Raw genomic sequence first — 12,315 nt, forward strand, 5'->3', positions numbered from 1 at the left:
ACATGTCCAACACCCAACCAGACATCATTTTCCATAACGCCCGCATCACCACGCTGGACCGCAGCAACCCCGTGGCCACCGCTGTGGCGATCAAGGACGGCAAGTTCGTGGCCGTGGGCAGCGATGAAGAAGTGCTGCTGCTTGCCGAGAGCGGCACGCGCAAGGTGGACCTCAAGGGCCGCAGTGTTCTGCCGGGCCTGACGGACAACCACACGCACGTGATCCGTGGTGGCCTGAACTACAACCTCGAACTGCGCTGGGACGGCGTGCGTTCACTGGCCGATGCGATGGAGATGCTCAAGCAACAGGTGGCCAACACGCCCGCGCCGCAATGGGTGCGCGTCGTGGGCGGTTTCACGGAGCTCCAGTTCGTTGAAAAGCGCCTGCCCACGCTCGAAGAAATCAACGCCGTCGCGCCCGATACGCCCGTGTTTCTACTGCACCTGTATGACCGCGCATTGCTCAACGGCGCGGCCTTGCGCGCTGCGGGCTACACCAAAGACACGCCCGAACCACCGGGCGGCGAAATCGTGCGCGATGCAAACGGCAACCCCACCGGCCTGCTGCTGGCCAAGCCCAACGCCACGATTCTGTATGCGACGCTCGCCAAGGGCCCGAAGCTGCCGCTCGACTACCAGATCAACTCCACGCGCCACTTCATGCGCGAGTTGAACCGCCTCGGTGTGACCGGCGTGATAGATGCGGGCGGCGGCTCGCAAAACTACCCCGAAGATTACCAAGTGATCCAGCAGCTCGACAAGGACAAGCAGATCACCGTGCGTCTGGCCTACAACCTGTTCACACAAAAGCCCAAGCAAGAGAAGGAAGACTTTCTCAAGTGGACCTCGGACGTCACCTACAAGCAGGGCAACGACTACTTCCGCCACAACGGTGCGGGTGAAATGCTGGTGTACTCGGCCGCCGACTTCGAGGACTTCCGCCAGCCCCGCCCCGACATGCCGCCGCAGATGGAAACCGAGCTGGCCGATGTGGTGCGCATCCTGGCGCAGAACAAGTGGCCTTGGCGTCTGCACGCCACGTACGACGAAACCATTTCCCGCGCGCTCGATGTGTTCGAGCAGGTGAACAGGGAGATCCCATTCACCGGACTCAACTGGTTCTTCGACCATGCGGAAACCATCTCGGACAAATCCATCGACCGCATCGCGGCGCTCGGTGGCGGCATCGCCGTGCAGCACCGCATGGCCTATCAGGGCGAGTACTTCACCGAGCGCTACGGCGCGCGTGCCGCCGAAGCCACGCCGCCCATCAAACGCATTCTTGAAAAAGGCGTGAAGATTTCCGCCGGCACCGATGCCACGCGCGTGGCCTCGTACAACCCGTGGGTGTCGCTGTCGTGGATGATCACCGGCAAAACCGTGGGCGGCATGAAGATGTACCCCGAGCGCAACCTGCTCGACCGCGAAACCGCGCTGCGCATGTGGACCGAGAACGTGGCCTGGTTTTCCAACGAAGTCGGCAAGCGCGGCCAGATCGCGGCCGGTCAGTTCGGCGACATGATCGTGCCCGACAAGGACTTCTTCAAGGTGCCCGAGGACGACATCTCGTTCATGACATCCGAGCTCACCGTGGTCGGTGGACGCATCGTCTACGGCGCTGGAGACTTCGCGTCGCTCGACGACAACCCGCTGCCACCCGCCATGCCCGACTGGTCGCCCGTGCGCCGCTACGGTGGTTATGCCGCATGGGGCGAACCAGAAGGTGCTGGCAAGAACTCGCTGACCGCAGCGCGCTACCAATCGCTGTGCGGCTGCGCCAACAGTTGCGGCCTGCATGGCCACAGCCACGCCAAGGCCTGGGGCTCTAGCATTCCCGCGTCCGACCCCAAGGGCTTCTTCGGCGCGCTGGGCTGCTCGTGCTGGATGTGATGCCACAGCGCACCTGAACGCACATGTCCACCCCACAGTCCTTCAGCAGCAAACTGGCCGCCTTGGCGCGGCCGGTTCTTGGCAGCAACGCGATCCGCTTTCTCGCCTACCTCGGGCTGTGCGCGGCGTATCTGCAAGGCGGCTTCAACAAGCTCACCGATTTCAACGGCGCTTTGGGCGAAATGAACCACTTCGGCCTCGCACCCGCTGGCGTGTTCGCGGTGCTGGTGATCATTCTGGAACTGGGCGCATCGGCCCTGATCCTCACAGGCTGGATGCGCTGGCTTGGCGCGTTGGCCCTCGCAGGTTTCACGCTGATGGCCACCTTCATCGCTCTGCGCTACTGGGAACTGCCCGTCGGCCCCGAACGTTTTGGCGCTGCCAACTCGTTCTACGAACATCTGGGCCTGATCGGCGGCTTTCTGCTGGTCGCATGGTTGGACCTGAAAGAACGCGAACGCGTCGCAGCTTGAACCAGCAACGTCCATTCACCCATGCACAAACACGCAAAATTCCGATCTTGACCGCACCCGTCTCCACTCCCGCATTGCCCCAGTTCACCTCATTGCTTGGCTTCAATGCAGGCTATGTGGACACGGTCGGCTTTCTTGCGTTGCACGGCCTTTTCACCGCACACGTCACCGGCAATTTCGTCACGCTCGGCGCATCGCTGGTGCATGGAACATCAGGCGCCTGGGCCAAGGTCGCGGCGTTGCCGGTGTTCTGTCTGTTCGTCTTTCTCACACGCCTTGCGAGCAGCGCTCTCGATGAGAGCGGCAAGCCACCGATCCGCGCCATCATCAGTGCCAAGACCGTGCTGCTGATCCTCGCCGCATGGGTGATGATCGCCTTCGGCCCTTTCCCCGATTCCAACGTTTGGCCCGCGTTCTGGGGCGGCATGCTGATGGTCAGCGCCATGGCCATTCAGAATGCCATGCAGCGCATCCACATCGCCACCGCCCCGCCCGCCACACTGATGACCGGCAACACGACGCAGGTGATGATGGATCTGGCCGACCTCTTCAAAGGCGTGCAAGGCGATGCCCGCACCGCTGCCGTTCAGCGCCTGCGCAAGATGCTGCCTGCCATCGGCATTTTCGCGATCGGCTGCGCACTTGGTGCTGTAGCCTACTTCGTCATCGGCATGTGGTGCTTTGTGATTCCGCCCGTGGTGTCGTTGATCTCGATGTGCTTCACACCGAACCACTGAGCACCTGATCAGAAACCGTCGCGCAAGCGTCCGCGTCCCGCTTTGATGCTCGAACGCTGTGTCTTGGTCTGCAAGCGCCGTTGCTGCGATCCCCAGGTGGGCTTGGTCGCGCGGCGCGCGCGGCGGGTGACGGCCACGGTGTCCACCAGTTCCTGCAGGCGCTGCAGCGCATCGAGCCGATTGGCCTCCTGCGTGCGGAATTGCTGGGCCTTGATGACGATGACGCCGTCCTGCGTGAGCCGCTGATCGTTCAACGCAAGCAGGCGCTCTTTGATGTCATCGGGCAGCGACGACGCCTGCACATCGAAACGCAAATGCATGGCGCTCGATACCTTGTTGACGTTCTGGCCGCCCGCGCCTTGCGCACGAATGGCCTTGAACTCCACCTCGCGTTCATCGATCTGCGGCGTGCTCATCGGATCAAACTTTCTCGCCGTCTTTCAACGCTTCCAGCAGTGCCTGTTTGAAAGCCTCGGGGCTCTCGAACTGCACCCAATGGCCGCTTTGCGGGATCAGCTCCAGCCCCCGGAAATCCGGCACGGCCTTCGCGTAGGCCTCTTGCAGCGCGGCAATCCAGGCCTTGTAGAGCGAGTCGTTTGCGCCGTAGATGGCATGCACAGGGCAAGTCACATTCGGCAGCGAGCGCGCGAGGATGTCGGTACGTGCAAGGCGGCGGCGCTGCATGCGGTCGCGCGTGACGTTGTTGACATGCACAGACAGCGCATCGCCTTCGATCACCGCCGTGTCGTAAAACATGAGCGCGCCGAGATTGAAGCGGTGCGCGTTGAGTTGCGACTCCGGCGGCAGATGACGCCAGGCCTTCAAACGATATTGCTGCTCGGGCACCACGCCCATCGCAGGAGCGCCCACCAACACGAGTTGGCGCGCGATTTCCGGGTGCGCCGACGTCAGCAAACCCGCCGTCAGCCCACCGAACGAAAAGCCCACCAGATCGCACTGCTGCATGCCGAACAGCTCGCGCATGCTGGCGTAAAGCGGTTCGACCAGCGCGTCGGCATCGCCGCCGGATTCGGGCGCATCCGAGTCACCAAAGCCCGGCAGATCGACAGCCCACACCTGGCGACCTGCGGCCACCAGATCGTCGATATTGCGCAGCCAGTGCAACCAGCTTCCGCTGCCGCCGTGGAACAGCACCAGCGGCAGATCACCCTCGGCCAGTTCGCCCCAGACATGCCAGACGATGTTGCCCGCACTGTGAGATGTGCGATGCACCGTCGCGGCGGCTTCCAGCCGCACGGCCGATGCGGGCAGCGGCAGGCGTGCGACTTCCTGATCTTCCCAGAACTTCACGCGGTCCATCCTGCCATTGCCTCGATGGCCAGACCGTAACCCGCCACGCCGAAGCCGCACATCACGGCCTTGGCGGCGGCGGACAGATAGGAGTGATGGCGGAACGCCTCGCGCGCATGCACATTGCTGATGTGCAGCTCGATCAACGGCACACCCGTGCCTTTGACCGCATCGAGCAACGCCACACTGGTGTGCGTGTACGCAGCGGCATTGAACACCAGACCGCGCAGCTTGCCCTGGGCATGCAGACGGCCCGCCTCGTGAATCCAGTCCACCAGCTCGCCTTCATGGTTGCTCTGACGGAACACCAGATCGAAGCCGTGGCGCTTGCAGGCGATCGCGCAGAGCTGCTCGACATCGGCCAGCGTCTGCGATCCGTACACCGCAGGTTCACGGGTGCCGAGCAGGTTCAGATTGGGTCCGTTGAGGACGAAGACGGTCTGGGTCATGGCGTTCTTCTGATGCTGAGATGAAATCGCCGCGAACTCATCATCGAATGATTTCTCGAATGGTCGGCGGCTTGTCAGCCCCCATTATCGTGCGCCCACAACGCAAAACGGCCCCGAAGGGCCGTAGGTGCTGAAGGCAATGAGGAAATCAACGCCAATCGCGACCGCGACGATCGTAGTGACGGTCATGGTGACGATGACCGTGACCATAGCCACCGCGGTATCCCCCGCCGTAGTACACGGCAGGAGGTGCCACCACGACCGGCGGGGCGTAATAAACCGGTCGCGCAGGACGGTAATACACCGGAGGTGGCGGCGCAACATAGACCGGCTGAGGTGCGTAGTACACCGGTGGTGGTGCGTAGTAAGGCTGGGGCGACGCCACACCGATGGCGACACCGGGAGAGCCGATGCCCACCGACCAGGACACACCGCCGCCGTGGGCATGTGCAGCGCCGGAGGTGACCAGCATTGCCAAAGCCACGCCAGCGCTGGCAATCAGGGCATACAGAGAGCGACGTTGGATCATGAAATTCTCCTTGGAACAATGGCGAGGTCTGCTGGTTTTGCAGCCACTCACCGATTCGGCGTTTTGGGTTCTGACTCCATAACGCGCGACATGCCATTCAGGATGTCATGATCTTTGACATTTGTTGTGTCTGAAAGTTGCAGAGCCTGTGTTAAGCGGCTTGTATCCGATTGCAATACCTCGGAAGGCCGCCTCGCCCTGTCGCTCAAAACTTACAAAACCCGACGACTAAGTCACTCAGCTGCGTCCGCCACGGCGCGGCTCGCGCGGGCTCATGGTGCGGAATCCCGCGCCCTCGATCTCCACAATGGCCTGCGTTGGCGGCTGCACCTTGTTGATCTCGATCTCGCATCCTTGGCTATTGGGCGTGAAAACCATCTTGGTCCCCGGTGCGAATGTCGGCACGGTCTGATGCAGGGGGCGCGACAGATCGACCGGCGAACGCGTGGAACGATAGACCAGCTCGTTCTTTGAACTGTAAAGTTCATAGCAAGCCGCCTGCGCATGAGATGCCGCCAGCGCGCCGAGCACGCCTGCCACCAGCAAGCCACCTGCGCGTGAAATCGAAGACTTTGTCATATCGTTCTCCCTTCGAAGAGACTGGCGTTCAAGTGCCGTCATGCATCCATTATTGCTACACCCGTGTCAAAAGCCATAGCGGTTATCAACTAGAAAGCCCGCTCATCCAGAAACATGCAAATGGGTGGAGTTCTTCACCTCCTCCATCACTGCGTAGGTCCGGGTCTCGCGGATGCCCGGCAATTGCCACAGCACCTCGCCCGCAAACCGGCGATAGGCCTCCATGTCGGCCTGCCGGGTCTTGAGCAGATAGTCGAAGCCGCCCGCCACCAGATGGCACTCCATGATTTCGGGCCGCGTCTGCACAGCGGCGTTGAATTGCTCGAACACATGCGGCGTGGTCCGGTCCAGCAGTACCTCGACGAACACCAGCATCCCCGCCCCTAGCAGCAAGGGATTGAGCCGCGCCTCGTATCCCAATATGTAGCCATCCCGCGTCAGCCGCTGCACGCGCGCGAGCACGGCGGTGGGCGACAGGGTCACCTCTTCGGCCAGCTTGAGATTGGCAATCCGGCCATCACGCTGGAGGATATTCAGTATTTTTCTGTCGATCCTGTCTATTTCCACTACTCACCACCGTTTTAAAAATGAATTATTCGTCTTTCTGGCCTATATTTTGAACATTAATTCTGTCGCAAAACAAGGATGATCGCCACATACTGAATTCACGAACCGGCACAAACGCCTTTACCGCCTCCACCGATCATGAACACCTCCGCCCTGCCCATGACCGCTTCCATCCCCGCGTCCATCTCCGCCGCTTTCGCACCCCGCGCACAGCACGATGACGCCTTGCGTCAGTCCATCACCCGTGCCTACCGGATTTCCGAGCCCGAGGCCATCGCCTCGCTGCTTGAAATGGCCCGTGTGCCCGCCAACCAACAAGGTGCCGTGCACGATCTGGCACTGCAGTTGGCGCGCAATCTTCGCGAGCGCAAATCGGACCAGGGGCGCGCGGGCATCGTGCAAGGTCTGCTGCAGGAATTCGCGCTGTCTTCGCAGGAAGGCGTGGCCCTGATGTGTCTGGCCGAGGCGCTGCTGCGCATCCCCGACGCCGCCACGCGCGATGCGCTGATCCGCGACAAGATCAGCAACGGCGACTGGGATCGTCACCTCGGCAAGAGCCCGTCGTTGTTCGTGAACGCCGCCACCTGGGGTCTGCTCATCACAGGCAAGCTGGTCTCCACGCACAGCGAAGGCGGCTTGAAGGACGCGCTGCGCCGCCTCACCGCGCGCGGCGGCGAGCCGCTGATCCGCAAGGGGGTGGACATGGCGATGCGCATGATGGGCGAGCAGTTCGTGACGGGCGAGACCATCGCCGAAGCGCTCAAGCACGCTGCGCCGCTGGAGGCCGAGGGATTCCGCTATTCCTACGACATGCTGGGCGAAGCCGCACTCACCGCCGAGGACGCAGAGCGCTACATGCAGTCGTATGTGGATGCGATCAACACCATCGGCCGTGCGTCGAACGGCCGTGGCGTGTACGAAGGCCCCGGCATCTCGATCAAGCTCAGTGCCCTGCACCCGCGCTACAGCCGCGCGCAGCACCAGCGTGTGATGGACGAGCTGTACCCGCGCGTGCTGCAGCTCGCCAACATCGCGCGCCAATACGACATCGGCCTGAACATCGATGCGGAAGAAGCCGACCGACTCGAACTCTCGCTCGACCTGCTGGAAAAGCTCTGCCACGAGCCTTCGCTTGCCGGTTTCAAGGGCATCGGCTTCGTGATTCAGGCGTATCAAAAGCGCTGCCCGTTCGTGATCGATTTCGTGGTCGATCTGGCGCGCCGCACGCAGCATCGCCTGATGGTGCGACTGGTCAAGGGAGCATACTGGGACAGCGAAATCAAGCGCGCGCAGGTCGATGGTCTGAGCGACTATCCCGTCTACACGCGCAAGTCGCACACCGATGTTTCGTACATCGCCTGCGCCCGCAAACTGCTGGCCGCACCCGATGCGATCTACCCGCAGTTCGCCACGCACAACGCGCAGACACTGGCCACCATCTACACGCTGGCCGACCCCGCCACCTACGCGCCCGGCCAATATGAATTCCAGTGCCTGCACGGCATGGGCGAGCCGCTGTATGAACAGGTGGTCGGCTCCAAGCCGGGCAAGCTCGGCCGCCCTTGCCGCGTGTATGCACCGGTCGGCACGCACGAAACGCTGCTTGCCTACCTCGTTCGCCGTCTGCTGGAAAACGGCGCGAACACCTCGTTCGTGAACCGCGTGGCCGACAACCATCTGCCGCTCGAATCGCTGATCGAAAACCCGGTCGCCACCGTCGATGCCGACACGCAAAAAGAAGGCACGTCCGCGCTGCCGCACCCGCGCATTCCGCTGCCGCCCGCGCTGTATGGTGCCGATCGCCGCAACTCCGCCGGCCTCGATCTGTCCAACGAATTCGTGCTCGCCCACATCGACGCTGCATTGCAGGCCAGCGCCACTCAGCCCTACAACGCCGTGCCGCTGATCGCCGGTCACCAAAGCCAAGGCGCGGTCATCAACATCACCAATCCAGCCGACCGCCGCGAAGTCGTCGGCCAAGTGCAGGAAGCGACGCAAGCCGATGTGGACGCCGCGTTGAACGCCGCCCAATCCATTCAATCCGCATGGGGCGCAACCGCTCCCACCGAACGCGCAGCGCTGCTGTGCACAACCGCCGATCTGCTCGAAGCCGAACTGCTGCCGCTGATCGCGCTCACCATGCGCGAAGCGGGCAAGACAGCGGCCAATGCCGTCGCCGAAGTGCGCGAAGCCGTGGACTTTCTGCGCTACTACGCCGCGCAGGCCGAGCTGCTGCAAAGCGATGCGGCAAGCTATGCGCCGCTCGGTCCGGTCACTTGCATCAGCCCCTGGAATTTCCCGCTCGCGATCTTCATGGGTCAGGTGTCTGCAGCGCTGGCCGCAGGCAACACCGTGCTGGCAAAACCCGCAGAGCAAACCCCGCTGATCGCCGCCTATGCAGTGCGTCTGCTGCATCGCGCAGGCGTGCCCGAAGCCGCTGTGCAACTGCTTCCCGGTCGCGGCGAAACCGTGGGCGCGGCGCTCGTGGGTGACGCGCGCGTGATGGGCGTGATGTTCACCGGATCGACCGAAGTCGCGCGCATTCTGCAGCGCAATCTTTCCAAGCGCTTCGATGCGCATGGCCAACCGATTCCGCTGATTGCAGAGACCGGCGGGCAGAACGCGCTGATCGTGGACTCGTCGGCATTGGTCGAGCAAGTGGTCGTCGATGTCGTGTCATCCGCATTCGACAGCGCAGGCCAACGCTGCTCCGCACTGCGCGTGCTGTGCGTGCAAGCCGACGTGGCCGACCGCGTGACCACCATGCTGCGCGGCGCGATGGAGGAGCTGCATGTGGGCAACACCACGCGTCTGGCCGTGGACATGGGCCCGGTGATCGATGAAGAAGCGCGCGGCACCATCGAGTCGCACATCGAACGCATGCGCGGCAAGGGCCACGACGTGTACCAGTCGGATGTGCGTGCCGCCGAACTGGCCCACGGCAGCTTCGTCAAACCCACGCTGATCAGCCTGAACAGCATTGCCGATCTGGGACGCGAAGTGTTCGGCCCCGTGCTGCACCTGGTGCGCTACGAACGCGAAAACCTCGACCAGTTGCTGGACCAGATCAACGGCACGGGCTACGGCCTCACGCAAGGTCTGCACACGCGCATTGACGAAACGGTGAACAAGGTCATCGAACGTGCGCAGGCAGGCAATGTCTATGTGAACCGCAACATCGTCGGCGCAGTAGTGGGCGTGCAGCCGTTCGGCGGCGAAGGCCTTTCGGGCACAGGCCCCAAGGCCGGTGGCCCGCTCTACATGCTGCGTCTGATGACGCGTCATCCCGCGAGCGCCGCACGCACAGCACTTGCACGCACCGCCGCCAAGGTGCCTGACCTGACCGCACAACGCGCTCTGCAAGCGCCACTGCAATCCCTGAGCGACTGGGCGCAAAAGCACCAGCGCACGCGCGTTTCCGCAGCCTGCGCAGCGCATGCGCAATCGGCCTGCGCAGGCATGCTGTGCACCCTGCCCGGCCCCACGGGCGAGCGTAACGAATACCGTGTGCTGCCGCGCGAGCAGGTGCTGTGCATTGCCGGCACCGACGATGCGCTGCTCGTCCAACTGAGCGCCGTGCTCGCCGTCGGATCGCAAGCGCTGTGGCCCAGTGCCGCGCAGGCCTTGCACACACAGCTTCCAGCAGCAGTGCAACAACGCATCGTGCTCGCCAATGACTGGACGCGCGAGAACGTGCATTTCGATGCCGTGCTGCATGCGGGCGATGAAGCATCGCTGCAGAACCTGTGCGAGCAAATCGCCCAACGCCAAGGCGCGATCATCGGCGTGACCCATGTGGGCAACGATGACCGCGTGGCGCTGGAACGCCTGGTGCTTGAACGTGCACTCAGCGTGAACACGGCGGCTGCGGGCGGCAATGCAAGCCTGATGACACTGGCCTGAGCTACTCACGCATTCCCCGCAGGGAACCAAGTGTTTGCAACGTGGTCGATATGCTTTGGTTAAAACCTAACAAGCAAAGCAATATCCCATGGGGCAAACACTGCAACTGGGGCCACTCACTCTTCCGTGGCTCCTCATCGTTTTCATCGTCGGCTGGTTTGCCGCAACGCATCTCGCGGAAAGAATCGCGCGCAAGCAGGGTTTGAAGATCGAGCGGCATATCTGGCTGATCGCGCTGACGGGCCTTGTCGCCGCACGTCTTGCGTTCGTCGCGCAATATGCCTCGGCCTATGGCAGCAATGCCTGGAGCATCATCGACATCCGTGACGGCGGCTGGGAGCCCATTGCCGGACTGGTCGCCATCGGCATCTACGTTCTCGCGCTGTGGGTGGCGCAAAGCAAAGTGGCGAAGGCCGTGACGGTTGGCACTGCGTTGTTTGCCGCGATCTGGCTGGGTGGTTCTGCGGGTCTTTCTCTGCTCGCACCCGGCAACGCAAGCCTGCCGCAGTTCACCGGCGTGGCGCTCGATGCGAAATCCGTTTCCTTGCCCGCGTTGAAGGGCCAGCCCGTGGTCGTCAACCTCTGGGCCACTTGGTGCCCGCCCTGCCGACGCGAAATGCCGGTGCTGATGGAGGCGCAAAAAACCCATCCCAATGTGCGCTTCGTCTACGTCAATCAGGGCGAAAAGCCTGAGGCCGTGCTGCGCTACGTGCAGCAGATCGGCATGTCACCGGAAAGCGTGGTGCTCGATGGCGAAGAAAGCCTGAGCCGCATGGTGCAGCAGCGCGCACTGCCGACCACGCTGTTCTTCGACGCACAAGGCAAGCAGGTGGCGGTGCGTTCCGGCGAACTCTCCAAAGCCACACTCACACAGCATCTCGAACAGATCCAAGTCGAACGTTGAAGGGCGGCTCTTTGCACCTCTCGCCACGCGCGAGCCGCAAAGTTTCTATCATTGCGCACACTCACCGGCTTTTCTGCGCGAAAGGAGCGCAAGCATGACCACCATTCTCTGGGACTCGTTCCAGCCCGGTCCCGCGCTCGCGGGCGGGCTGCTGATCGGTGTGGCAAGCGCCATGCTCATCGTGCTGATTGGACGCATTGCGGGCATCAGCGGCATTCTCGGCACGCTCATGCAGCGTGATGCTTGGGCGCACTACTTCGGCTGGGGTTGGCGGCTCGCGTTCATGGTCGGGCTGCTGGCATCACCGTTCGTTTGGCAACTGTTCGCACCCTTGCCTGCGATGGAGTTGCCCAGCAATCCGCGCATCATCGTGCTCGCCGGTCTGCTGGTCGGCTTCGGCACGCGGCTGGGGTCGGGCTGCACCAGCGGTCATGGCGTTTGCGGGATTTCGCGCCTGTCGCGCCGCTCGTTGGCAGCCACGCTCACCTTCATGTTTTTTGGCGCGCTCACCGTGTTCGTGATGCGCCATGTGCTGAACTGATCGCAAGGAGCACGCACTATGCTTTCGATACTCGCTGCACTTTTTGCCGGGCTGATCTTTGGTCTCGGCCTGATTCTGTCCGGCATGGGCAATCCGGCCAAGGTTCTGAATTTTCTCGATGTCTTCGGCACCTGGGATCCCTCACTGGCACTCGTGATGGTGGGCGCCATTGCCGTGGGCCTCGTCGCCTTCACCTGGGCCAAGCGCCGCAAGACCGCACTGCTGGGCGAGCCCATGCAATTGCCCAAAGCCACCAAGATCGACACGCGCCTGCTGCTCGGCTCGGCCATGTTCGGCATCGGCTGGGGGCTGGCCGGTTTCTGCCCCGGACCGGCGTTGATGAATCTCTTCACCATGCACAAGGAAGTGGTGATCTTCGTGGTGTCGATGATCGTCGGCATGCTGCTGCAGCAGACTTGGGCACGCAAGTAAA

At 62.6% G+C, this 12,315-nt stretch carries 13 protein-coding genes; 7 read left to right on the top strand and 6 right to left on the bottom strand.

Going from position 1 to position 12,315, the window contains the following annotated elements:
- Positions 1 to 2: 2 nt before the first annotated feature.
- The 3 genes from G7048_RS00880 to G7048_RS00890 are packed head-to-tail and all read left to right on the top strand — an operon-like array spanning position 3 to position 3,099.
- Positions 3 to 1,889, top strand: a complete 1,887-nt coding sequence (locus tag G7048_RS00880; RefSeq protein ID WP_166066356.1) for an amidohydrolase — start codon at positions 3 to 5, stop codon at positions 1,887 to 1,889.
- A gap of 23 nt (positions 1,890 to 1,912) precedes the next feature.
- Positions 1,913 to 2,362 (top strand): DoxX family protein, encoded by a 450-nt coding sequence (locus G7048_RS00885; protein ID WP_166066357.1) that lies wholly within the window; start codon positions 1,913 to 1,915, stop codon positions 2,360 to 2,362.
- Between the two features lie 47 nt (positions 2,363 to 2,409).
- Entirely contained in the window at positions 2,410 to 3,099 is a 690-nt protein-coding gene (locus G7048_RS00890) for a YoaK family protein (RefSeq protein ID WP_240933117.1), read from the top strand.
- A gap of 8 nt (positions 3,100 to 3,107) precedes the next feature.
- Here the strand turns inward: G7048_RS00890 and arfB are convergent, their stop codons facing one another.
- The 6 genes from arfB to G7048_RS00920 form a co-directional block, all read right to left on the bottom strand.
- Positions 3,108 to 3,515: an alternative ribosome rescue aminoacyl-tRNA hydrolase ArfB gene (gene arfB, locus G7048_RS00895; protein ID WP_166066360.1), complete on the bottom strand. Its 408-nt coding sequence runs from the start codon at positions 3,513 to 3,515 to the stop codon at positions 3,108 to 3,110.
- Positions 3,516 to 3,519: 4 nt separating this feature from the next.
- Positions 3,520 to 4,410: an alpha/beta fold hydrolase gene (locus G7048_RS00900; protein WP_371747603.1), complete on the bottom strand. Its 891-nt coding sequence runs from the start codon at positions 4,408 to 4,410 to the stop codon at positions 3,520 to 3,522.
- Complete coding sequence (aroQ, locus tag G7048_RS00905; RefSeq protein WP_166066362.1) at positions 4,407 to 4,859, bottom strand: type II 3-dehydroquinate dehydratase; 453 nt, start codon at positions 4,857 to 4,859, stop codon at positions 4,407 to 4,409. The genes G7048_RS00900 and aroQ overlap by 4 nt, the downstream gene beginning before the upstream one ends.
- Before the next feature lie 148 nt (positions 4,860 to 5,007).
- Positions 5,008 to 5,388 (bottom strand): hypothetical protein, encoded by a 381-nt coding sequence (locus tag G7048_RS00910; protein ID WP_166066363.1) that lies wholly within the window; start codon positions 5,386 to 5,388, stop codon positions 5,008 to 5,010.
- A 237-nt stretch (positions 5,389 to 5,625) separates the two neighbouring features.
- Positions 5,626 to 5,967, bottom strand: coding sequence for a hypothetical protein (locus G7048_RS00915; protein ID WP_166066364.1), 342 nt, complete (start codon positions 5,965 to 5,967; stop codon positions 5,626 to 5,628).
- A 102-nt stretch (positions 5,968 to 6,069) separates the two neighbouring features.
- Positions 6,070 to 6,534 carry an Lrp/AsnC ligand binding domain-containing protein gene (locus G7048_RS00920; RefSeq protein ID WP_166066365.1) on the bottom strand — a complete coding sequence of 155 codons (465 nt, stop codon included), beginning with the start codon at positions 6,532 to 6,534 and terminating at the stop codon, positions 6,070 to 6,072.
- Between the two features lie 138 nt (positions 6,535 to 6,672).
- Here G7048_RS00920 and putA point away from each other — a divergent pair, with 138 nt between their 5' ends.
- The 4 genes from putA (at position 6,673) to G7048_RS00940 (ending at position 12,314) form a co-directional block, all read left to right on the top strand.
- Positions 6,673 to 10,437, top strand: coding sequence for a trifunctional transcriptional regulator/proline dehydrogenase/L-glutamate gamma-semialdehyde dehydrogenase (putA, locus tag G7048_RS00925; protein WP_240933118.1), 3,765 nt, complete (start codon positions 6,673 to 6,675; stop codon positions 10,435 to 10,437).
- Between the two features lie 88 nt (positions 10,438 to 10,525).
- Positions 10,526 to 11,341 carry a TlpA disulfide reductase family protein gene (locus tag G7048_RS00930; protein WP_166066366.1) on the top strand — a complete coding sequence of 272 codons (816 nt, stop codon included), beginning with the start codon at positions 10,526 to 10,528 and terminating at the stop codon, positions 11,339 to 11,341.
- A gap of 94 nt (positions 11,342 to 11,435) precedes the next feature.
- Positions 11,436 to 11,882, top strand: coding sequence for a YeeE/YedE family protein (locus tag G7048_RS00935; RefSeq protein WP_166066367.1), 447 nt, complete (start codon positions 11,436 to 11,438; stop codon positions 11,880 to 11,882).
- Positions 11,883 to 11,900: 18 nt separating this feature from the next.
- Positions 11,901 to 12,314, top strand: coding sequence for a YeeE/YedE family protein (locus tag G7048_RS00940; protein ID WP_166066368.1), 414 nt, complete (start codon positions 11,901 to 11,903; stop codon positions 12,312 to 12,314).
- Position 12,315 lies beyond the last annotated feature (1 nt).

It is taken from the genome of Diaphorobacter sp. HDW4B, assembly GCF_011305535.1.
GTDB lineage: Bacteria > Pseudomonadota > Gammaproteobacteria > Burkholderiales > Burkholderiaceae_C > Diaphorobacter_A.